Here is a 22,911-nt window from a genome sequence, read left to right on the forward strand (position 1 = left end):
CAGCCCGGGCTCCGGCGAGAACCTCCAGGAGAACTCGTGTCCGATCCTTCCACTCCCGTCCCTCCGCCCGCCGCCCCGGTGGCCGTCGTCGAACCGCGTCTGAGCCCCCTGAACGACGTGCACGTGGGCCTCGGGGCGACGTTCACCGACTTCGCCGGGTGGGCCATGCCCGTGAAGTATTCGAGCGATCTCGCGGAGCATCACGCCGTCCGTTCGACGGCGGGAATCTTCGACATCTCGCACATGGGCGAGATCTCGGTCCGCGGTGCCGAGGCGTCCGCGTTCCTCGACGCGACACTCGCCGGGCGGCTGTCCGTCCTCCAGCTCATGCAGGCGAAGTACACGCTCCTCCTCAACGACGGCGGCGGCATCGTCGACGACCTCATCGTCTACCGCACGGGCGACGACGAGTTCCTCGTGGTGGCCAACGCGTCGAACCGGGACGCCGTTGCACGGGAGCTCGTCGGCGCCGCATCCGGCTTCGACGTCTCGGTCGACGACGTGAGCGACGGTATGGCCCTCATCGCCGTCCAGGGTCCCGCGGCGCAGGCCATCCTCGAACGCACGGACGGCCTCGCGATCGTCGCCGGTCAGGCCTCGCTCGCCGAGGTGCGCTACTACCGCGCGACCGCGGCGACGTTCGGGGACGACGACGTGTTCATCGGGCGCACCGGCTACACGGGCGAGGACGGATTCGAGCTCTACGTCGCCGTGCACGACGCCGTCGCGCTCTGGTCGGCGATCACCGTCGCGGGCGCCCCCCTCGGTCTCGTCCCTGCGGGACTCGCGTGCCGCGACACCCTCCGTCTCGAGGCCGGCATGCCGCTCTACGGCCACGAGCTCGACGCGGACACCCTGCCCGTGCAGGCCGGCCTCGGTCGCGTCGTCGCGCTTGCGAAGGAGGGTGACTTCCGCGGTCGAGCCGCGATCGAGGCCGGCCCGGCCGATGGCGCCCGTGTGCTCGTCGGTCTCGTCGCCGAGGGGCGTCGCGCCGGTCGTGCGGGTTACGCGGTGCTCGACGCGGACGGCACGGCCGTCGGCGAGATCACGAGCGGGGCACTGTCGCCCACCCTCGGCCACCCCATCGCCCTCGCCTACGTCGCGCCCGAGTCGTCGGCCGTCGGCACCCCCCTCTCCCTCGACGTCCGCGGAACGCGCATCCCCGCGACCGTGACACCCCTCCCGTTCTACTCCCGGAAGAAAGAAGCGACCGCATGACCGACCTCACCGCCCTCCACTACACCGCCGAGCACGAGTGGATCGCCGTCGACGGCGACGTCGCGACCGTCGGCATCACCGATTTCGCCGCGGACAAGCTCGGCGACGTCGTCTTCGTCGAGCTGCCCGAGGTGGGCGGCGAGGTCACCGGCGGCACCGTCGTCGGGGAGATCGAGTCCACGAAGTCGGTCGGTGAGCTCTACGCCCCCGTCGACGGCGAGGTCGTCGAGGCCAACCAGGCCGTCGTCGACGACCCGTCGCTCGTCAACAGCGACCCGTTCGGCGACGGCTGGCTCGTCAAGGTGCGCTTCACGGCGCTCCCCGACGGCCTCCTCGACCGCGACGACTACACCGCCCTGGTCGGCGAGTGATGGCGGAGCGCTTCTCCGATCGCCACGTCGGCACGACCGCGGACACGCAGCGGGCGATGCTCACGGCCGTCGGCTACGACAGCGTCGACGCGCTCATGGACGCCGCGGTGCCTGGTGCGATCCAGGTGCTCGAGCTCGAGTCCTCGGTCATCCCGGCCGCAGCGGACGAGCGGGGCGCCCTCGCGGAGCTGCGCGCCCTCGCGGCGCGGAACTCCGTCAACCGCTCCCTGATCGGTCTCGGTTACTCCGGCACGGTCACGCCGGCCGTCATCACGCGGAACGTGCTCGAGAACCCGTCCTGGTACACCGCGTACACGCCGTACCAGCCGGAGATCTCCCAGGGCCGCCTCGAGGCGCTCATCAACTTCCAGACGATGGTCACCGACCTCACGGGCCTCCAGACGGCGAACGCCTCGATGCTCGACGAGGGCACGGCCGTCGTCGAGGGCATGCTGCTCGCCCGCCGCGCCTCGAAAGCCAAGACGGACGTGTTCCTCATGGACTCGGATGCGCTCCCGCAGACGAAGGCGCTGCTCCTCGGTCGCGCGGAGCCGGTCGGCATCGAGGTCGTCGAGGTCGACTTCTCGTCCGCCGCGGACGACGAGCTCCCGGCCGCCTTCGGCGTCTTCGTGCAGTACCCGGGAGCGTCCGGGCGCGTGTGGGACCCGAGCGCGGTCGTCTCGGCGGTGCAGGCCGGCGGCGGTCTCGCGGTCGTCGCGGCCGATCTCCTCGCCCTCGCCCTCGTGCGGTCGCCGGGCGAGCTCGGAGCGGACATCGCGGTCGGAACGACCCAGCGTTTCGGCGTGCCGCTCGGCTTCGGCGGACCCCACGCGGGCTACCTCGCCGTGCGCGCGGGGCTCGAGCGGCAGATGCCGGGCCGACTCGTCGGCGTCAGTCAGGACGCGGCCGGCCACCCCGCCTACCGCCTCACGCTGCAGACGCGTGAGCAGCACATCCGGCGCGAGAAGGCCACGTCGAACATCTGCACGGCACAGGTCCTCCTCGCCGTCATGGCGTCGATGTTCGCGGTGTACCACGGCCCCGAGGGCATCCGCCGGATCGCGCAGGAGGTCCACGGCCGCGCCGCGCGACTGGCTGCTGCACTCGAGGACGTCGGCGTCGAGCTCGTCGCATCGGAGTTCTTCGACACCGTCCGGGCCGTCGTGCCCGGCCGGGCGGCGGAGATCGTCGCGACGGCCCACGAGCACGGTCTCCTCCTCTGGCAGGCCGACGCGGACACGGTGCACGTCGCCGTCGACGAGACCACCGAGGAGAGCGATCTCGACCTCGTCTCGTCGCTCCTCGGGGCGGCTGCCACGCCCTCGGAAGCCGTGTCGCGGATCCCCGCAGCTCTCGAGCGCTCGAGCGAGTACCTCACGCACGACGTCTTTAACACGCACCGGTCGGAGACGGCCATGATGCGCTACCTCAAGCAGCTCGCGGACCGTGACTACGCGCTCGATCGCGGCATGATCCCGCTCGGCTCGTGCACGATGAAGCTCAACGCGGCCACCGAGATGGAGGCGATCACGTGGCCGGAGTTCTCGTCCCTCCACCCCTTCGCCCCGGAGTCCGACGTCGAGGGATCACTCGAACTCGTCGACCAGCTCGAGCGCTGGCTCGCCGAGGTCACCGGTTACGACTCGGTCTCCCTGCAGCCGAACGCGGGCAGTCAGGGCGAGCTCGCCGGGCTGCTCGCCATCCGCGGGTACCACCGGTCGCGGGGGGAGGAGGGCCGCACGGTCTGCCTCATCCCGCAGAGCGCGCACGGCACGAACGCCGCGTCGGCGGTGCTCGCCGGCATGAAGGTCGTCGTCGTCGCGTGCGACGAGCACGGCAACGTCGACCTCGACGACCTGCACGCGAAGATCGCTCAGCACGCCGAGTCGCTCGCGGCACTCATGATCACGTATCCGTCGACGCATGGCGTCTATGAGCACGAGGTCCGCGCGATCACGGACGCGGTGCACGACGCCGGCGGTCAGGTGTACGTCGACGGAGCCAACCTCAACGCCCTGCTCGGTTACGCGCGCTTCGGGGACTTCGGCGGAGACGTCTCGCACCTCAACCTGCACAAGACGTTCTGCATCCCGCACGGCGGTGGCGGACCCGGCGTCGGTCCCGTGGCCGCCAAGGCGCATCTCGCGCCGTTCCTGCCCGGGCACCCGCTCGCGCAGCGCGCGGAGCACGACGGCGTCGTGCACGACGGCATCCCGGTCTCCGCTGCTCCCTACGGCAGCGCGAGCATCCTGCCCATCTCGTGGGCCTACGTGCGCATGATGGGAGCCGAGGGCCTCAAGGAAGCCACCGGCGCCGCGGTGCTGTCCGCGAACTACGTCGCCGCGCGCCTGCGTGATCACTTCCCGGTGCTCTACACGGGTGACGCGGGGCTCGTCGCACACGAGTGCATCCTCGACCTCCGCCCCCTGCGTGAGGCGACGGGGGTGACCGTCGACGACGTCGCGAAGCGCCTCATCGACTACGGCTTCCACGCTCCGACGATGTCGTTCCCCGTCGCGGGCACCCTGATGGTGGAGCCGACGGAGAGCGAGGACCTCCCGGAGATCGACCGCTTCATCGACGCCATGATCGCGATCAAGGCCGAGGCCGACGCGATCGGTGCGGGGGAGTGGTCTGCCGAGGACAACCCCCTCGTGAACGCGCCGCACACGGCCGAGAGCGTCGTGGACGACGCGTGGGACCACGCGTACTCCCGCGAGACCGCGGTCTACCCGGTGAGGAGCCTCGTGCGCTCGAAGTACTGGCCGCCCGTGCGCCGGATCGATCAGGCGTTCGGGGACCGCAACCTCGTGTGCTCGTGCCCGCCGCCGGAGGCGTTCGCGTAGGACGAAGACCGTGAAGGCGGGGCCGATGGCCCCGCCTTCACGCGTCGAGTGCTCTCAGCCCGAGGCGAAGATCGCCGGCCAGAGTGACACGGCGAGCGGGTACCCGACGAACGAGGCGATGTCGAGCAGGGCGTGCGCGATCACGAGGGGCATGACGCGCCCCCAGCGCAGGTAGCACCAGCCGAAGACGAGGCCCATCACGACGTTGCCGACGAACGGTCCGTAGCCCTGGTAGAGGTGGTAACTGCCCCGCAGGAGCGCCGCCGCGCCGATGATCCACCACGGCGACCAGTGCAGTTCCTTCAATCGGGTGAACAGATAGCCCACGACGATGACCTCCTCGACGAGAGCGGCGCGGAGGGCGGAGAAGATCAGGATCGGAACCGTCCACCAGTAGGTGTCGAGCGGCGAGGCCTGGACCTCGACGGTGATCCCGATGAGGCGGCCGATCGCGTAGAAGGCGATCCCCGGGAGACCGATCGCGAGGAACAGTCCGGCGCCGCGGGTGAGGTCGAAGCGCGGCTTCCGCAGATCGAGTCCGAGCCGGGAGAACGCGCTGCGTCCGGGCGCCCACAGGAGATAGAGGACGAGGGCGACTCCGAAGAGCTCGAAGAAGAGCGAGAGGAACTGGTTCGTGAAGTCGAGCCATTCTCGCTCGCTCCGCGACGGATTCACGGAGGCGGTCTGGTCGGCGAGGGCCGTGCCGGCCGTGGCCCGCGCGATGATCGTGATGACCGAATACACGGCGGACGCCCCGAGGGACAGGCCGAGGACGATGACGATCTCCCACCGGATGCGCGCGCGACTCATGCCGTCATTCTCGCGTACGTAAGCGCATACGTCTGTGACCCGTTCAGCGGGTGATCGGCGGGCTTTCAGGCGGGCGAAAGTGCACACTTCGCAGCGGCACGCCCGATTCGTGCGCGAATCTGCGATGTCGCGCACCGATCAACCCGGATGCTGCAACGATCGTGAAACCTCATTACCGCTTTGTAACGTTATCGCCCCTCGGTTTGGCCCACGGGGGAGGCGGTGCCTAGGGTCATTGATATCTGAATCGGCACCGGGGGCATTCGTGCGCCCGGGAGTCCGTATCACCTTGCACAGGAGGAACATTGACGAACACGAATCGGTGGGCGAGGCGTTCAGCCGCCGCCGTAGCCGCAGCGGGTGTAACAGCACTTGTGCTCGCCGGCTGCACGACCGGCGGGACCGAAGGAGGCGACGATGCCGCTGAGGGTGGCACCATCACCGTCGCCGTGACGAACGAGGTGACCTCGCTCAACGGTTCGACGCCCCAGGGAAACCTCGACACGAACGGCATGGTGGGCTACCTCACCGGAACGACCGGATCCTCCGGTGGCGCGAGCCTCGGTGGCTTCTACACGCTGGACGAGGAATTCAACATCGTCCACAACGACAACATCGGCACGTACGAGAAGACCGCGGACGACCCGCTCACGGTCGAGTACAAGCTCAACGACGGACTGAAGTGGTCCGACGGCGAAGACATCACCGCTGATGACCTGCTCGTCGGTTGGGCGATCGGGTCCGGCTACTACAACGACGCGACGCTCGACGAGGCGACCGGTGAGCCCACGAGCGGAACGCAGTACTTCCAGCTCGCCGGCAGCACCGATGGACTCGACACGACGGCCATGCCCGAGATCAGCGAGGACGGCCTCGGCCTGACGCTCGTCTACGGTGAGCCCTTCGTGGACTGGGAGCTCGGCAACCTGCTCGACAAGCCGGCCCACGTTCTCGCCGAGCAGGCCGGAGTGACCGAAGAGGAGTTCATCCAGGTCCTCATGGACACCCCGAAGGGTGACCCGGCCAACCCGGTCGAGCCCAACGAGACCCTCAAGGCCGCGGCCGACTTCTGGAACACCGGTTACGACTTCACCTCGATGCCGACCGACGAGTCGCTTCTCGTCGCGAGCGGACCGTTCATCATGAGCGACTACACGCCGAACCAGTCGATGACCTTCTCGAAGAACCCGGAGTACACGGGTGAGGACGTCCCCGCCTACGACGAGCTCGTACTCCGCTTCGTGCCGGACGCGAACGCCCAGGTGACGGCGCTCCAGAACGGTGAGGTCAACGCGATCTACCCGCAGGCCTCCGCCGACACGCTGACCGCTCTCGAGAACGCGAACCAGACGGTCATCGAGGGCGACCAGCTCTCGTACGACCACCTCGACCTGAACTTCGGTTCCGAGGTCTTCGCCGACGCGAACGTCCGTGAGGCGTTCCTCAAGACGATCCCGCGCCAGCAGATCCTCGAGTCGATCATCACCCCGATCAACCCGAGCGCCGAGGTCCTGAACTCCCAGATCTTCGTCCCGGCCAACACCGAGTACACCGACGCCGTTGCGGCATCCGGTTACGACGCGTACGCCGAGCCGGACATCGAGGGCGCCAAGGAGCTCCTCGCCGGTGCGACCCCGACGATCCGCATCCTCTACAACACGGACAACCCCAACCGTGTCGACTCGTTCCAGGCCATCCAGGCCTCGGCGACCGAGGCCGGATTCATCATCGAGGACGCCGGATCGCCCGACTGGAGCTCGCTCCTGCCGGGTGGAGAATACGACGCCTCGATCTTCGGTTGGATCTCCCCGGGAGCCGGCAACTCGGCCCTCGCGCAGATCTTCAAGACCGCCGGTGGTGGAAACTACAACAAGTACTCGAACGCGGAGGTCGACGAGATGGTCGACGCCGCACAGACGGAGCTCGACCCCGAGGCCCTCGGTCAGCTGAAGGTCCAGATCGACGCGGCCACCGCCGCCGACTTCTACGGCCTGCCGCTGTTCCAGTCGCCCGGACTGTTCGCTACGAACGGCACCGTCGATGGCATCGAGTTCTTCGGCAACCAGACCGGAATCGTCTGGAACGCTCAGGACTGGACGATCGCCGAGTAAGTTAGTACCGATTCACACCCCCGTGGGGTGAGCGAGGCGCCGGGTCCTCAGGGATCCGGCGCCTCGTGTGTCCGGCACACCGGACGCCACCCCTTCCCACTCGACACGCACTCCCACTCGGAGTCACAGAGGTCTCAGGTCCATGGCGTCATTCATTCTGAGGCGGATCGCCGTCTCCGTCCTCATCCTGCTCGCGGCATCGTTCATCATGTACGTGCTCGCCGCCAACTCCGGGGATCCGCTCAGGGATCTGCGCGGTGGAAACCCCGCGACCGAGGCCCAACTCATCGCGGCCCGCACGGCCGCTCTCGATCTCGACGTCCCCGCACCGTTGCGGTGGTTCCTCTGGCTCGGTGGCGCTGCACAGTGCCTCATCCCGTTCGCCAACTCGTGCGACCTCGGCCTGACGCTCAACAACGCGGAAGTCGCGACCATCCTGCCGTCGGCGATGCTGTCGACGCTGCAGCTCGTCACCGTCGCAACGCTCTCGGCGATCCTGCTCGGCGTGGTCGTCGGAATCGTCACCGCACTCCGTCAGTACAGCGGTTTCGACCTCACGATCACATTCGTGAGCTTCTTCCTCTTCTCCCTGCCGTCCTTCCTCGTCGCCGTCCTCCTCAAAGAATTCATCGCGATCGGGTTCAACAACTTCCTCCAGCAGGGTGGTGCCATACCCGCGGTCACGGTGATCGTGATCGCGATCGTCGCCGGTCTCATCTGGCAAGTGCTCATCGGCGGACCACTCAGGAGACGACTCACCGTCTTCGCGATCTCGGCCGTGGCCACCGGTGTCGTCCTCGGCTACATGGCGGTCTCGGAGTGGTTCCAGAACCCCGGCCTCGGGCCGGTCGGCATCCTCGTCGGTGTCGCCGTCGTCGCCATCGTCACGACCCTCCTCGTGTCGGGACTCGGAAATCGTCGCGCGCTCACGACGGCCGGCATCTCCGCCGCCCTCGCGTTCGTCGCCTACTTCGCCCTGCAGGGCCTGTTCGACATCTCGTCCGTGTGGACGCTCCTCTTCGTGTTCCTCGCGACGGTCGTCGTCGGTCTCGCCATCGGATGGCTGCTCGGAGGTCCCGACCGCGGCCAGTCCATGCGAGCCGGCGCCATCACGATCGGCGTCTCGATGGTGCTCGTCTTCCTCGACCGCTTCATGCAGTCGTGGCCCGACTACGTCAACAGCTCGCGCATCAACGGACGCCCGATCGCCACCATCGGGTCTCAGACCCCTGGGTTCAACGGTGACGTGTGGCTCACGGGAATCGACTCCTTCACCCACCTCCTCCTGCCGACGATCGCGCTCCTGCTCATCTCGTTCGCGCAGTACACGCGGTATGCCCGTGCGGGGCTGCTCGAGGTCCTCAACCAGGACTACATCCGAACGGCTCGCGCCAAGGGTCTGCCGGAGCGCACGGTCGTCATGCGTCACGCGTTCCGGAACATGCTCATCCCGATCGCGACCATCGTCGCGACCGACGTGGGAGCGTTGCTCGGCGGCGCGGTCATCACCGAGCGCGTCTTCGCGATCAGCGGTATGGGCAACCTCTTCGCGACGTCGCTCGGACGCACAGACCTGAATCCCGTGATGGGCTACTTCCTGGTGATCGCGATCGTCGCCATCACCTTCAACTTCCTCGCGGACCTCGCGTACGCCGCTCTCGACCCGAGAGTCCGGGTGCGCTGATGCGCGCCCGAGTGATCGTCCGTCCCGCTTTGCTCCCCACTCACGAGGTGAACCGATGAGCGTCAACATCCAACTGGGCGTTCCCACCCAGCCCGAACCCGAGGACCGGCCCGACGCCGTCGTCGGCAAGAGCCAGGGTCGCCTGATCTTTGAGCGCTTCCTCCAGAACCGGATCTCGGTGGTGTCGCTCGTCCTGTTCGTGCTCGTCATCGTCTTCGCCTTCTCGGCGACGGGTTTCGGGCCCATCCCCGGCTGGTGGAAGCACAGCTTCACGTCGCTGAACGCGCAGGCGGGTGCCCCGTCGCTGTCGCTCTGGCCGTTCTCTCTCGGCGACCACCCCTTCGGTCAGAACCGGATCGGCGTCGACTACTTCGCGCTCGTCATGCGTGGCATCCAGAACTCCGTGATCGTCATGCTCGTGATCGGCGGGCTCGGAACAGTCGTGGGTACAGTCATCGGTGCCATCGCCGGGTACTACCGTGGCTGGGTCGACGCCGTCCTCATGCGTATCACGGACGTCTTCATCGTGATCCCCGCGATCGTCATCGGCGCGGTCGTCGGCCAGACGGCCGGGTCGAGCGGACTCGGCGTGTGGGTCCTGTCGATCCTGCTCGCGCTCGTGTCCTGGATGAGCATCGCCCGACTCGTGCGCGCTGAATTCCTGAGCCTCCGCGAGCGAGAGTTCGTCGAGGCCGCCCGCGTCGCGGGGGCGAGCGACATGCGCATCATCTTCAAGCACATCCTGCCGAACGCCGTCGGCGTGGTCATCGTGAGTGCGACGCTGCTGGCCGCGAGCGCGATCCTGCTCGAGACCGGACTCAGCTACCTCGGCTACGGCATCCGCCCGCCGGAGTCGTCGCTCGGACTCCTGATCAGCGACAACCAGTCGGCGTTCTCGACCCGCCCCTGGCTCTACTGGTGGCCGGCCCTCTTCATCGTCGGCCTCGCCCTGCTCGTGAACTTCGTGGGAGACGGGTTGCGCGACGCGTTCGACCCCCGTCAGAAGCGCTTCAAGCGGCGCAAGATGCGGGAAATCACGGACACCGTCGCGAAGCGGTCATGACCGCGCCGTCCCTCCTGATCTCACAGGAACGCGAGACCCGCGATCGCCGCAACGGCTCCACCGATGAGCACCGTCATGGCGACGACGTCGCGCGTGACGCGCACCGGGGTCCGATCTGCGACGCCCGCCTCGATGAGGCCGGCGTCGCGGCGAGCGAACCAGCGTTCCCGGACGACTGCGGCGGCTCGACCCGATTCGGTGTCGGGCAGGTCGCCGGGGCGCACGACCGACTCGCGGGTCGTAGCCCGCGTCTGGGATCGCTGCGCACGGGTCGCACGGATCATGCCGACCGCGCCGGGCGCCGGAGCGCACCACACGGAGTAGGCCGTGCCGGGAACGCGGAGGGCGAGAGCGTACTTCGTGTCGACGTCCACGAGGCTCTCCCAGGGGATGTGGACCTCTGTGACCACGTTCCCCACGTCGATCCCGTCGTCGGATACGCCGAGCCACGGTCGCCACAGCAGGTAGTACGAGGCCGCGGCCGCATAGGCGAGCAGGGGGGCGAGATTGACGTAGTCGTCCATCCGTCCCGTCGCGGCGATTCCGGCCCCGAAGACCACGACGACCGCCCAGATGAGACCGGCGACCACCCTGTTGAAGCGGGACGTGAGGCGCACGGGCTCGAACCGCGCCGAAGCATCTGGCATTCATCCATCCTCTCAGGTCGCCGTTGCGCGGCCTCCCCTCGGACCGGACGCTTTGGCGCCGGCCGCACCATCGAAAGGAAGGTCGTCCGATGACGACTGCAGAGTCACCGAAGAACACGACCGTCCCCGGGCCGGAGGGCACCGTCCTCGAGGTCGACGGCCTGAGTGTCGACTTCGGCGTCGACGGTGTGTGGGTCCCGGCCGCCCAGAAGCTCTCCTACACGATCGACGCCGGAGAGGTCGTCGCGGTCGTGGGTGAATCGGGGTCGGGCAAGAGCGCGAGCTCGATGGCGATCCTCGACCTGCTCCCGAAGAATGCGCGCGTCCGCGGCGACGTCCGCGTGAACGGTCGCTCCGTGGTCGGACTGAAGCCGCGCGACCTCCACTCGCTGCGCGGTGAGGAGGTCGCCGCGATCTTCCAGGAGCCCATGACGGCGCTCAACCCCGTCTACACGGTCGGGTTCCAGATCATCGAGACGATCAGGACGCACCGCTCGATGACGCCGACCGAGGCGGCGACCCGGGCGATGGAGATGCTCGCGCTCGTAGAGATGCCGGACCCGCAGAAGGCGTTCGACTCCTACCCCCACCAGCTGTCGGGCGGCCAGCGCCAGCGCGCGATGATCGCGCAGGCCCTCGTCCTCGACCCGTCCCTCCTCATCGCCGACGAGCCCACGACGGCCCTCGACGTCACCGTGCAGGCCGAGATCCTCGAGCTCCTCCGCGACCTCAAGGATCGCTTGCGCAGCGCCGTGCTCCTCATCACCCACGACATGGGCGTCGTCGCCGACATCGCCGACCGCATCGTCGTGATGAAGGAGGGCGTCATCGTGGAGCAGGGCACGGCCGCCCAGATCTTCGGTTCTCCGCAGCACCCCTACACCCAGGCGCTTCTCGCTGCGGTGCCCCACCTCGGCCAGACGGACGACGGACCGGAGATCGACGTCGTCGAGACCCTCGCTGAGGCGACGGCTCGGGAGTCCGGTCCGGCGGTCACCACCGAGCACGTCGCCAAGCCGGTGCTCGCGATGAACGACATCGTGATCGAGTACGGCGCGCGGGGCAAGGTCGGGACCTTCCGAGCCGTCGACGGCGTCTCGCTCGAGATCGCCACGGGCGAGATCCTCGGCCTGGTCGGCGAATCGGGGTCGGGAAAGTCCACGATCGGTCGCGCCGCGATCGGACTGCAGCCCATCGCGGACGGTCACCTCATGGTGACGGACATCGACCTGTCGAAGCACAGCCGTGGGCTCGTGAAGCAGCTCCGACGGAAGGTCGGCATCGTCTTCCAGGACCCGTCGTCGTCGCTCAACCCGCGACTCCCCATCGGAGAGAGCATCGGCGAGCCGCTGTTCCTCGCCGGTGAGGCGAAGGGCAAGGACCTCGATCGTCGCGTCGAGGAGCTCCTCGACAGCGTGCGGCTCCCGAAGAACTACCGCAACCGATACCCCCACGAGCTCTCGGGCGGTCAGAAGCAGCGCGTCGGCATCGCGCGGGCGCTCTCCCTGCGTCCCCAGCTGCTCGTCGCCGACGAGCCGACGTCCGCACTCGACGTCTCGGTGCAGGCGACCGTGCTCGACCTCCTCAAGTCGCTGCAGCAGGAGCTCGACTTCGCGTGCCTCTTCATCAGCCACGACCTCGCCGTCGTCGACATCATGGCGGATCGCATCGCCGTGATGCACCACGGCAAGATCGTCGAGACGGGCTCGCGCGACCAGATCCTCCGATCGCCGAAGGACCCGTACACGCAACGCCTTATCGCCGCGATCCCGATCCCTGACCCCGAGACGCAGGCCGCACGACGGGATCTGCGACGCCAGATTCTGGCGGCCGGCACGGACGACTAGGGAGCGACGACGCCCGTGAATCGGGTGTGATCTGCGGGGGGACCCGTCATCCGGGTAAAGTAGTGACAGGGTACCGACGATTTTCGCGTCCGAGCGCCCGAAGAACCTCCCATCCAGCGTCTCATCAGTGCCGTTCCCGTGCCTGATCCTCCCCGAGCAACGTGCTCGTCCGAGGCGCGACACCCAGCCGAACAGAAGGACCAGGACAGCACTATGGCGATTGCCACACGTAAAGACCTCCGGAACGTGGCGATCGTCGCACACGTCGACCACGGCAAGACGACTCTCGTCGACGCCATGCTCCGTCAGACCAACTCGTTCGAGGCGCACGCGCACCTCGAGGACCGCGCCATGGACTCGAACGAGCTCGAGCGCGAAAAGGGCATCACGATCCTCGCCAAGAACACGGCGATCTCGTACAACGGCGTCCACGCGACCGACGGCCCCATCACGATCAACGTGATCGACACGCCCGGCCACGCCGACTTCGGTGGAGAGGTCGAGCGAGGCCTCTCGATGGTCGACGGCGTCTGCCTTCTCGTCGACGCGAGCGAGGGCCCCCTCCCGCAGACGCGCTTCGTGCTCCGCAAGGCACTCGAGGCGAAGCTCCCCGTGATCCTGCTCGTCAACAAGACGGACCGACCGGACGCGCGCATCGACGAGGTCGTCGCCGAGAGCCAGGACCTCCTCATCGGTCTCGCCTCCGACCTCGCGGACGACGTCCCCGATCTCGACCTCGACGCCGTCCTCGACGTGCCCGTCGTCTACGCCTCGGGCAAGGCCGGCCGCGCCTCGGACAACAAGCCGGAGAACGGCACGCTGCCGGACGCCGAGGACCTCGAGCCGCTCTTCGACGCGATCCTGAAGCACATCCCGGCGCCGACGTACGACGACGAGCACCCCCTGCAGGCGCACGTCACGAACCTCGACTCGTCGCCGTTCCTCGGTCGCCTCGCCCTCCTGCGCGTCTTCAACGGCACGCTCAAGAAGGGCCAAACGGTCGCGTGGGTCCGCCACGACGGCGACGTGCACAACGTGCGCATCACCGAGCTCATGATCACGAAGGCCCTCGACCGCTACCCCGCCGAGAGCGCGGGCCCCGGTGACATCGTCGCCGTCGCCGGCTTCGCCGACATCATGATCGGCGACACCCTCGCCGACCCCGACGACGTGCGGCCGCTCCCGGGCATCACGGTGGACGACCCGGCGATCTCGATGACCATCGGTACCAACACCTCGCCGCTCGTCGGCAAGGTCAAGGGTCACAAGCTCACGGCGCGCATGGTCAAGGACCGCCTCGACCGCGAGCTCATCGGCAACGTCTCGCTCAAGGTCCTCGACATCGGTCGCCCCGACGCCTGGGAGGTCCAGGGCCGTGGAGAGCTCGCTCTCGCGATCCTCGTCGAGCAGATGCGACGCGAGGGCTACGAGCTCACCGTCGGCAAGCCGCAGGTGGTCACGAAGCGGATCGACGGCAAAGTCAACGAGCCGTTCGAGCACCTCACGATCGACGCTCCCGAGGAGCACCTCGGCGCCATCACGCAGCTGCTCGCCGCCCGCAAGGGTCGCATGGACAACATGTCGAACCACGGTACGGGCTGGGTCCGTATGGAGTTCATCGTCCCGTCCCGCGGGCTCATCGGCTTCCGGACCGAGTTCCTCACGATCACGCGCGGCACCGGTATCGCCAACGCGATCTCCCACGGCTACGGCGAGTGGGCCGGCGCCATCGTCACGCGCCAGAACGGCTCGATCGTCGCCGACCGCTCGGGCGTCGTCACGCCGTTCGCCATCATCGCGCTCCAGGAGCGCATGTCCTTCTTCGTGAACCCCACGGAAGAGGTGTACGAGGGCATGGTCATCGGCGAGAACTCGCGCGCCGACGACATGGACGTGAACATCACGAAGGAGAAGAAGCTGACCAACATGCGTCAGTCGACCTCCGACACGTTCGAGTCCATGACACCGTCGCGCCAGCTGACGCTCGAGGAGAGCCTCGAGTTCGCCCGTGAGGACGAGTGCGTCGAGGTCACCCCCGAGATCGTGCGCATCCGCAAGGTCGAGCTCGACCAGAACGCGCGCGCCCGCAACACGTCACGCCTCAAGAAGCAGTCCGAGTAATTCGATCGGTCCGACCGGACCTGCTCGATGGAACGGCCCCCTCCGTGAGAGGGGGCCGTTCTCGTTTCCGCTTCAGCCCTCGGCGACCTGGGTCAGGGTGTGGGCTGCGAGCGCGGCCATGGCGGGGTCGTCGTCGGAGTGGGCGTCGATCGCGGTGCCCATGATCAGGGCCCACGCGCGCGCCCTGACCCAATCGGCCGCGTCGTAGTGCCCTCGGGCGTCCGCCGTCGCGCGGAAGTGCGCGCGAGCGTCCGGTTCGAAGAAGAGCCACCCGGCGGCGAGGTCGGTCGCCGGGTCCCCGGCGCACAGATCGCCGAAGTCGATGAGAGCGGCGAGCCGGCCGTCCCTCACGAGGACGTTTCCCGGGTGGGGGTCGCCGTGGACCCAGACGGGCTCGCGCGACCACGCGCGTGCGTCGACGAGATCCGACCACAGCGCCTCGAGCCCACCGGCAGCGGGTGAGGCCGACGCCGTGAGCCGGCCGCGCACGGCGGCATCGCGGGAACGCAGGTCGACCCCACGCACGGGGTTGAGCGGTGCGTCGGAGGGTGCGGGCACGTGGAGTGCTGTCAGCGCCTCGGCGAGCGGTCGGGCGAGGGGAGCGCGCTGGCCCGGCGTCAGCCGACGTGCGCTCTCACCGTCGATCCAGCGCGAGATGGTCCAGGACCAGGGGTACCGCCACGACGGAGACCCCGTCCGGACGGGGACGGGCGTCGCCACCGGGACGAGTGCGCTCAGGATCGGGAGCCACGCCGCCTCGTGCTCCACGAGCTGCGCGGCGGCCGCGCGCCGGGGGAGGCGGACGAGGAGATCGTCGCCGAGCCGGAAGAGGGTGTTGTCCCAGCCGTTCGCCACCAGACGGAGCGGCTCACCTGCGAGATCGGGGTGCTGATCGGAGAGGAGCGAAGCGACGAGGGTCGCGTCGATGTCGAGCTCTGCCGTGGGTGTCACCGCCATCGTCGCCTCCGTTCAGGACGAGAACAGGGCTCGTCGGCGTAACCGTGCGGTCTCGAGGGTACCGCGTGGGCGATGGTGCCGGGACGAGCGTGTTCGCTCGATCAGGCGAACAGGCTCGCTCCGACGTAGCCGTCGTCGCGTGCGCCCGGAGGGACAGCGAACACGGCCGAGCCGACGTGCTTCACGTACTCGGCCATGGCGTCCCCGGCCAGGGCTGTCTGCACGGCCGTGAACTGATCGATCGAGCGCTGGAAGCTGATGAAGAACAGCCCGGCGTCGAGGGAGCCGAGCGCATCGTTCCCGTCGACGTAGTTGTAGCCGCGGCGGAGGAGCCGCACCCCGCCGAGATTCTCCGGGTGGGCGAGACGGACGTGGGCCGCCGTGTCGATGAGGGGTTCGCCCGCCGCTCCCGTCGCCGCGAAGTCGGGTTCGGTGAATTCGGTGCCGCCGGACAGCGGCGCACCCTCGCCCTTCGATCGCCCGATGACGCGCTCCTGCTCCTGACGCTGTTGGCGATCCCACACCTCGATGACCATCCGGATCTTCCGCGCCACGAGGTAGGTCCCGCCCCGCATCCACGCGATATCGTCCGCTCCCGCCCACACGTGGTCGTCGACGCCGGATCGATCCTCGAGCTTGAGGTTCGCGGTGCCGTCCTTGAAGCCGAACAGGTTACGCGGCGTCGTCTGAGCCGTCGAGGTGGAGGAGGTCCGCCCGAAGCCCAGCTGCGACCAGGCGATGGAGGCTCGGCCGAATGCGATGCGGCTCAGGTTGCGGATGGCATGGACCGCTACCTGCGGGTCGTCGGAGCACGCCTGGATACAGAGGTCGCCGTCGCTCCACTCCGGCCGGAGGGCATCCCCGGCGAAACGGGGCAGGCGTGCGAGGCCCGGCGGGCGGCGGGCCGCGATGCCGAAGCGATCGACCCCGTCGGCGTCCTCGAAGAGCGTCGGGCCGAATCCGAACGTGATCGTCAGCCCGCTCGCGGGGAGGTCGATGGCCTCCCCGGTGTCGTCGGGCGGCGCGACGTCGGATCCGCCGAGCGCACCCGTCTCGCTCACGTCGAGGCCCTGGGTCAATCGGGCGGCCGCGGCGGACCAATCGGAGAGGAGGCCGATGAGTCCCTCGCGATCGAGCGTCGAGGAGACGGTGAACGCGGCGAAGTGGAGTCGATCCTGCGCCGGGGTCGTGATACCCGCCTGGTGATCTCCGTAGAAGGGGTAGGTGGCCGTGGAGCCGGCGGTTCCTTCACCCGTGCTGCCCATACCGGTCGCGAAGCCCACTCCACCGGCGGCACCGGCCGCGAGCCCGGCGGCTCCCGCCGAGACGAGCCCGAGCAGCCCGCGACGGGAGACGCCGCGACCGGGTGTCGCGTCGTCGCCCGTCATCGGCTCCTCCGGACGGTGCGTCATCGTCAGGACGCTCCGAGGACGACGCTCGTGAGCTGCGAGAGGGGCTCGGCGAGGGCGTTGACCTCGTCCGACAACGCCTTCCTGTCGGCATCATCGACGTCGTCGTACGACACGAATCCGGTATCGATGCTTCCGTAGTCGGCGAGGAGGGCGTCGAGGGACGCGAACCGCTCATCGATCTCGTTCACGAGGGCGGCCCCGTCGTCGCCCTGGGCGTTCGCGATGTCCTTGACGTTGCCGAAGGCGACCTCGGCCCCCTGCACGTTGGCGGCGAAGTCCGTGAGGTCCGTCGCCGACCACCAGTCCTCCTCGCCGGAGATCTTGCCGGATGCGACCTCGTCGAGGAGGGCGATGGCGCCGTTGCTGATGTCGCTCAGCGACACCGTGAAGTCGTCGGCCGTCACGAGTTCGTGGAGTTCGGCCACGTCCTCCACGAGACCGTCGGCGAACTCCTGCCTCTGCGCGGGTGTCGACGGGGCCCAGCCGAGGAGCGCGTCGGTACCGTCGGAGTTGAGATCCCCGCTCTCGGGCGCCCAGAGGTCCTTCTCGATCCGGTGGAAACCGGTCCAGTCGAGACCGTCGGCGGCGGCGTCCACCTCGCGGAAGTCGATCTTCGGATCGAGGTCGCCGAACGCCTCGGCCGTGGGTTCGATCCGTTCGTAGAACACGCGAGTGGACGCGAAGAGCGAGCGGGCCGTATCGTCGTCGCCGTCCGCGTAGGCGTCGGCGAAGGCCTGAACGGCGGGGACGAGCTCGCCCACTTGCGAGCGGATGTACCCGACGTAGTTGGTGACGGCGGTGTCCGCGAGTTCCTGCTCGTCCTCGGTCACGGCGGCGGACTCGCCGCTCACGGTGAACTCGGCGAGGCCCACGGGGGAGCCGACCTGTTGGAATTTGCACGCCGTGTAGTAGGTGCCGGCCGGGAGATCGGCGACGTAGTCGACCGTCTGCCCCGGGGCGATGTTCTCCTTCTCTCCGACGATGCGGAGCTTGTCGTCGGCGAGGATCTCGAACTCGTTCACGTCAGAGCCGTCGTTGGAGAGGCTGAACGTGACGACGCCGGCGGCCGCGGAATCCGCGGACACCTCGCACGCGTCGTCCGCGATGGAGACGGTGAGCGCGGATGCGTCGTCGGTCGGGTTGTTCGCGACGCAGCCGGCGAGGGCGAGCGAGACGAGGGCGATACCGCCGGCGAGGGGGAGAGGACGGGCGTGCATGGGGGACTCCTGTCGGATGGGGAGGGGGGGGGGGGGGGGAGAGCGAGAGGACGACGCATCGGCGCGTGCCGTGCGGTGCCGCGCGGCGCCGCGACGAGTGCGGACGAGTGTCCGCGACGGCGGTCGACGCGGGAGAGCGTGAGGCCGGGGCGCCTGTCAGGCGGGCAGGCTCGTGCTCGGAGAGGGTCCGGCTCGACCGAATCCGGTCCGGTCGCTCGGGCGTCGAGTGCGCACCAGGAACAGCGAGAGGACGACCGCGAGGTACACGACCCAGGCGATGACCTGCGCCCACGTGGGCTGCGGGGTGAAGTTGAGGATTCCGGCGAGCAGCGTGCCGTACCAGCTCGTGGGCGGCACGATGCTGCTCACGTCGAAGGCGGCGACGCCCCACCCGGGGAGGACAGCGGCCTCCTGCAGGTCGCCGATGCCGTAGACGAGGATTCCGGCGGCGACGACGACGAGGAAGACGCCGGTCCACCGGAAGAAGCGTGAGAGGTCCACTCGCACGAGGCCCCGGTTGATGAGCCAGGCGATGGCGACGGCGATGAGGATCCCGAGCACCGCGGCGATCGATCCCGAGATCGCGTTCTGCGACGACGCGGTCGCGGCCCAGAGCAGGAGGGCCGTCTCGATCCCCTCGCGACCCACACTGACGAAGCCGATCAGGACGACCGCGCCCCCGGATGCTCCGATCGCGGCGTCCACCCGGCCGCGCAGGTCGGTGCCCAGCGTGCGGGCGTTAGCGGCCATCCAGAAGATCATCCAGGTGACGAGCGTCACGGCGACGAGGGAGAAGACGCCCCCGAGGATCTCCTGCGCCTGGAAGGACAGCCCGTAGGGCCCCCACGTGAGCGCGGCCCCCACACCGAGGGACAGGAGGATCGCCGCGGCGACGCCGAGCCACAGCCGGGGGAGGACATCCCGTCGCCCGATCCGGTCGACGTAGGCCACGAGGATGCCGACCACGAGGGCGGCTTCGAGGCCCTCTCGGAGACCGATCAGCAGACTGGCGAACACGACGGTCCTTCACGCGGGACCCGACGACGTGGAGGAGCGCCGGGTGTGTTTGGTATGGGAAGGCTTGCCTAACCAGCGAGCCTCTCCCGACCATAGCGAGGGGTCCTCGAGAAGTCCAGATAGACTTCTGCGGTGACAGCGACCGGAGACCCGAGAGATTCCGTCTCGCCCGTCGATGACGGCCCGAGTGCCGCGTCGCGCTTCGTGAGCGCAGCCCTCGCGTTCGTCGTCGGTGTCGTGTACGGCGCCGTCGGTACCGTCGCCCACCCCCTCGTCCTCACCGTCGGGCCGGCGACGATCCCGTGGGGGCTCATCGTCTCCCTCGTGGGAGTCCTCGCACTCTTCGTCGGGTTCCGACTCGTGCTGGGGGAGCGCCTGGCCGTCGTGGCCGCTGGCGTCGGGGTCGTCGGGATCGTGGCGCTGTTCTCCCTCGAGAGTGCCGGTGGGTCGGTGCTGATCGAGAACGGGACGGAGGGGTGGATCTGGGTCGTCGCCCCGGCCGCGTTCGCCGCCGTCGTGATCATCTGGCCGTCGACCCGCAACCGGCGGGGCGGGTCGGACGAACCGACCGTTCCCCGAGGTTAGACTTATCCAGCCCGACGTGAAGGAGCCCCCCACACCGTGACGTACGTGATCGCCCTCCCCTGCGTGGATGTCAAAGACCGTGCCTGCATCGACGAATGCCCCGTCGACTGCATCTACGAGGGCGAACGCTCGCTCTACATCCACCCGGACGAATGCGTCGACTGCGGTGCGTGCGAGCCCGTCTGCCCCGTCGAGGCCATCTACTACGAGGACGACCTCCCGGGCGAGTGGAGCGACTACTACACGGCCAACGTGGAGTTCTTCCAGGACATCGGCTCCCCGGGCGGCGCGGCGAAGATCGGCGTGATCCCGAAGGACCACCCCGTCATCGCTGTCCTCCCTCCGCAGGCCCACTGACCGGTCCGGCTCCCGTGGCCCTCGCTCCGCTTCCCGACTACCCGTGGGACGCCGTGGCGCCTTTCGCGGCGCAGGCCGCCGCCCATCCGGACGGCATCGTCGATCTCTCGATCGGTTCTCCCGTCGACGAGACCCCGGCCGTCGTGCGCGACGCTCTCGCCGATGCCACGGACGCCCACGGGTATCCGACGACGATCGGCACACCGGCCCTCCGCGAGGCGATCGTCGCGTGGTTCGCCCGCCGACGCGGTGTCCCTGGTCTCGGCACCGATCAGGTCCTCCCGTCCGTGGGATCGAAGGAGTTCGTCGCCCTCCTCGCCTACATGCTCGGACTCGGAGAGGGCGACGTCGTCGTGTACCCGACGACGGCCTATCCCACGTACGCGGTCGGGGCGGCCATGAGCGGGGCGACCGCCGTCGCCGCGGACGAGCCGTCCGACTGGCCGGCCGAGACGCGACTCGTCTGGGTGAACTCCCCGGGCAACCCGGATGGCCGCGTGCTCGACGTCGCGGCCCTCCGTGCCCGTGTGGAGCGGGCTCGCGCACTCGGAGCGATCATCGTCGGGGACGAGTGTTACGCCGAGCTCGGTTGGGACGCGCCGTGGGACGACGAGCGCATCCCGTCCATCCTCGATCCGCGGGTCACCGGCGGAGACGATCGGGGCGTGCTGGCCATCTACTCCCTCAGCAAGCAGAGCAACATGGCGGGCTACCGCGCGGCCTTCGCGGCCGGGTGTCGTGACACCCTCGCGCGGCTCACGACCGTGCGCAAGCACGCCGGCCTCATGGTGCCGGGACCGCTGCAGCGCGCGATGACCGCCGCTCTCGCCGACGATGCTCACGTGACGGTGCAGAAGGAGCGGTACCGGGAGCGTCGTACGCTTCTACGCGGCGCTCTCGAGCACGCGGGCTTCCGCATCGACGGCAGCGAGGCCGGCCTCTATCTCTGGGCGACGGAGGGACGCGACGCCTGGGAATCGATCGGCTCGCTCGCCCGTCGTGGCATCCTCGCGGGCCCCGGTCCGTTCTACGGCGCGAGCGCCTCCGAGCACGTGCGGTTCTCGCTCACGGCGACGGACGAGAGGATCGCGGCCGCAGTCGAGAGGCTCGACGCGGTCGCCTGAAGTCCCGTCCTGATCCGCGAGCACCGATCGCACGTTGGCGGAATCCTCCGGCGTTCCGGCCCGAGCGTTGGCGGATGCGACAGTTGGCGTCTGCGCCGATTAGGCTGTATTCGTCAGCGCCGCCGGAGGGAACCACCGGTGGCCGGGCTCGAATGGAACACCAAGCCAGGGAGGCACTGTGGGCGACGCCGGTCACGATTCCACGAAGAACGACGAGACGGCCACGCTGTCCTACCCGGGTGGGACTGCCGAGTTCCCGCTCCTGCCCTCGGTCGACGGCGCACCGAGCATGGACATCTCCGCCTTCACCAAGAAGACCGGCTACACGACCCTCGACTACGGGTTCGTCAACACGGCGGCCACGAAGTCCGAGATCACCTACATCGACGGCGATGCCGGGATCCTGCGCTACCGCGGATACCCGATCGAGCAGCTCGCCGCGTCCTCGAGCTACCTCGAGGTCGCCTGGCTCCTCATCTACGGCGAACTGCCCACCGAGAGCGAACTCGCCGCGTTCGACGAGCGGATCCGTCGCCACACGCTGCTTCACGAGGACCTGAAGCGGTTCTTCTCGGCGCTCCCGCATACGGCGCACCCGATGGCCGTCATCTCGAGCGCCCTGTCCGCGCTGTCGACGTACTACGAGACGAGCGACGACCCGAAGGACCCGGAGCACATCGAGATCACCACGATCCGTCTGCTCGCGAAGCTCCCGGTCATCGCGGCGTACGCCCACAAGAAGTCGCTCGGACAGGCCTTCCTGTATCCGGACAACTCGCTGAGCTTCGTCGACAACTACCTGAAGCTCAACTTCGGCAACCTCGCAGAGGTCTACGACATCGATCCCGTGCTCTCGCGGGCGCTCGAGCGTCTGCTCATCCTCCACGCCGACCACGAGCAGAACGCATCGACGTCGACCGTTCGTCTCGTCGGGTCCACCGGCGCGAACCTCTACGCGTCGATCTCGGCGGGAATCAACGCCCTCTCCGGGCCGCTGCACGGCGGCGCGAACGAGGCCGTGCTCGAGATGCTCGGCCAGATCCGCGACAGCGGGGAGGGCGTCGCCCGCTTCGTCGAGCGGGTCAAGAACAAGGAGGACGGTGTCAAGCTCATGGGCTTCGGACACCGCGTCTACAAGAACTACGACCCGCGCGCGAAGATCGTGAAGGAGAGCGCCGACGCCGTCCTCGAGCACCTCGGGGTCCAGGACCCGCTCCTCGATCTCGCGAAGGAGCTCGAGCAGATCGCACTCGAGGACGACTACTTCAAGGAGCGTCGCCTCTACCCGAACGTCGACTTCTACACCGGCGTCATCTACAAGGCGATGGGCTTCCCCGAGCGCATGTTCACGGTCCTGTTCGCCATCGGCCGCCTGCCCGGCTGGATCGCGCACTGGCGCGAGATGAACCTCGACCCGCAGACGAAGATCGGTCGCCCGCAGCAGCTCTACATCGGCCCGGGAGAGCGCGAGTTCCCGCGTAGCTGAGGCACGACCGGCGCGGTCTCCGCGCCGGTCGCACGCCG

The 22,911-nt window shown here is 68.6% G+C and carries 18 protein-coding genes; 12 read left to right on the plus strand and 6 right to left on the minus strand.

Features of this window, described 5'->3' with window-relative positions; translation table 11 throughout:
* Positions 1 to 36: 36 nt before the first annotated feature.
* From gcvT to gcvP, 3 genes are read left to right on the plus strand one after another with little or no spacing between them, the layout of a single operon-like run.
* Positions 37 to 1,218, plus strand: coding sequence for a glycine cleavage system aminomethyltransferase GcvT (gene gcvT, locus ELQ94_RS13055; protein ID WP_243697011.1), 1,182 nt, complete (start codon positions 37 to 39; stop codon positions 1,216 to 1,218).
* Positions 1,215 to 1,589 carry a glycine cleavage system protein GcvH gene (gcvH, locus tag ELQ94_RS13060; RefSeq protein WP_127050789.1) on the plus strand — a complete coding sequence of 125 codons (375 nt, stop codon included), beginning with the start codon at positions 1,215 to 1,217 and terminating at the stop codon, positions 1,587 to 1,589. Before gcvT ends, gcvH begins: the two co-directional genes overlap by 4 nt.
* Positions 1,589 to 4,435: an aminomethyl-transferring glycine dehydrogenase gene (gene gcvP / locus ELQ94_RS13065; RefSeq protein WP_127050790.1), complete on the plus strand. Its 2,847-nt coding sequence runs from the start codon at positions 1,589 to 1,591 to the stop codon at positions 4,433 to 4,435. Before gcvH ends, gcvP begins: the two co-directional genes overlap by 1 nt.
* 54 nt (positions 4,436 to 4,489) lie before the next feature.
* Here the strand turns inward: gcvP and ELQ94_RS13070 are convergent, their stop codons facing one another.
* Positions 4,490 to 5,245: a CPBP family intramembrane glutamic endopeptidase gene (locus ELQ94_RS13070; protein WP_127050791.1), complete on the minus strand. Its 756-nt coding sequence runs from the start codon at positions 5,243 to 5,245 to the stop codon at positions 4,490 to 4,492.
* A gap of 305 nt (positions 5,246 to 5,550) precedes the next feature.
* Between ELQ94_RS13070 and ELQ94_RS13075 the strand changes: the two genes are divergently transcribed.
* The 3 genes from ELQ94_RS13075 to ELQ94_RS13085 all read left to right on the plus strand — a co-directional run bounded on the left by ELQ94_RS13075 (position 5,551) and on the right by ELQ94_RS13085 (position 10,103).
* Positions 5,551 to 7,356: an ABC transporter family substrate-binding protein gene (locus ELQ94_RS13075; RefSeq protein ID WP_127050792.1), complete on the plus strand. Its 1,806-nt coding sequence runs from the start codon at positions 5,551 to 5,553 to the stop codon at positions 7,354 to 7,356.
* Positions 7,357 to 7,498: 142 nt separating this feature from the next.
* Positions 7,499 to 9,040: an ABC transporter permease gene (locus ELQ94_RS13080; protein ID WP_127050793.1), complete on the plus strand. Its 1,542-nt coding sequence runs from the start codon at positions 7,499 to 7,501 to the stop codon at positions 9,038 to 9,040.
* A gap of 55 nt (positions 9,041 to 9,095) precedes the next feature.
* Positions 9,096 to 10,103, plus strand: a complete 1,008-nt coding sequence (locus ELQ94_RS13085; protein ID WP_127050794.1) for an ABC transporter permease — start codon at positions 9,096 to 9,098, stop codon at positions 10,101 to 10,103.
* 20 nt (positions 10,104 to 10,123) lie between these two features.
* Here ELQ94_RS13085 and ELQ94_RS13090 read toward each other — a convergent pair whose 3' ends face one another.
* Positions 10,124 to 10,750: a PH domain-containing protein gene (locus ELQ94_RS13090; protein WP_127050795.1), complete on the minus strand. Its 627-nt coding sequence runs from the start codon at positions 10,748 to 10,750 to the stop codon at positions 10,124 to 10,126.
* A gap of 89 nt (positions 10,751 to 10,839) precedes the next feature.
* On the opposite strand from ELQ94_RS13090, the gene ELQ94_RS13095 reads away from it, so the two are divergent.
* Complete coding sequence (locus ELQ94_RS13095; protein WP_127050796.1) at positions 10,840 to 12,597, plus strand: ABC transporter ATP-binding protein; 1,758 nt, start codon at positions 10,840 to 10,842, stop codon at positions 12,595 to 12,597.
* 213 nt (positions 12,598 to 12,810) lie between these two features.
* Positions 12,811 to 14,718: a translational GTPase TypA gene (gene typA, locus ELQ94_RS13100; protein ID WP_127050797.1), complete on the plus strand. Its 1,908-nt coding sequence runs from the start codon at positions 12,811 to 12,813 to the stop codon at positions 14,716 to 14,718.
* A 72-nt stretch (positions 14,719 to 14,790) separates the two neighbouring features.
* On the opposite strand, the gene ELQ94_RS13105 is transcribed toward typA, so the two are convergent.
* The 4 genes from ELQ94_RS13105 to efeU all read right to left on the minus strand — a co-directional run bounded on the left by ELQ94_RS13105 (position 14,791) and on the right by efeU (position 19,321).
* Positions 14,791 to 15,675 (minus strand): aminoglycoside phosphotransferase family protein, encoded by an 885-nt coding sequence (locus tag ELQ94_RS13105; protein ID WP_127050798.1) that lies wholly within the window; start codon positions 15,673 to 15,675, stop codon positions 14,791 to 14,793.
* A 101-nt stretch (positions 15,676 to 15,776) separates the two neighbouring features.
* Complete coding sequence (efeB, locus tag ELQ94_RS13110) at positions 15,777 to 17,087, minus strand: iron uptake transporter deferrochelatase/peroxidase subunit (RefSeq protein WP_243697012.1); 1,311 nt, start codon at positions 17,085 to 17,087, stop codon at positions 15,777 to 15,779.
* A gap of 2 nt (positions 17,088 to 17,089) precedes the next feature.
* Positions 17,090 to 18,304, minus strand: coding sequence for an iron uptake system protein EfeO (gene efeO / locus ELQ94_RS13115; RefSeq protein WP_127050799.1), 1,215 nt, complete (start codon positions 18,302 to 18,304; stop codon positions 17,090 to 17,092).
* A gap of 156 nt (positions 18,305 to 18,460) precedes the next feature.
* Entirely contained in the window at positions 18,461 to 19,321 is an 861-nt protein-coding gene (efeU, locus tag ELQ94_RS13120; protein WP_127050800.1) for an iron uptake transporter permease EfeU, read from the minus strand.
* Between the two features lie 132 nt (positions 19,322 to 19,453).
* On the opposite strand from efeU, the gene ELQ94_RS13125 reads away from it, so the two are divergent.
* The 4 genes from ELQ94_RS13125 (at position 19,454) to ELQ94_RS13140 (ending at position 22,873) form a co-directional block, all read left to right on the plus strand.
* Entirely contained in the window at positions 19,454 to 19,906 is a 453-nt protein-coding gene (locus tag ELQ94_RS13125; RefSeq protein ID WP_127050801.1) for a hypothetical protein, read from the plus strand.
* 36 nt (positions 19,907 to 19,942) lie between these two features.
* On the plus strand, positions 19,943 to 20,263 hold the full coding sequence (gene fdxA / locus ELQ94_RS13130; protein WP_127050802.1) for a ferredoxin: 321 nt from the start codon (positions 19,943 to 19,945) through the stop codon (positions 20,261 to 20,263).
* A 14-nt stretch (positions 20,264 to 20,277) separates the two neighbouring features.
* The gene (gene dapC, locus ELQ94_RS13135) at positions 20,278 to 21,387 is read left to right on the plus strand and encodes a succinyldiaminopimelate transaminase (RefSeq protein ID WP_127050803.1); all 1,110 of its coding nucleotides are present in this window, start codon (positions 20,278 to 20,280) and stop codon (positions 21,385 to 21,387) included.
* 178 nt (positions 21,388 to 21,565) lie between these two features.
* Positions 21,566 to 22,873, plus strand: coding sequence for a citrate synthase (locus tag ELQ94_RS13140; protein ID WP_127050804.1), 1,308 nt, complete (start codon positions 21,566 to 21,568; stop codon positions 22,871 to 22,873).
* Positions 22,874 to 22,911: the final 38 nt, after the last annotated feature.

Source organism: Labedella endophytica (assembly GCF_003990045.1).
GTDB classification, from domain to species: Bacteria; Actinomycetota; Actinomycetes; order Actinomycetales; family Microbacteriaceae; genus Labedella; species Labedella endophytica.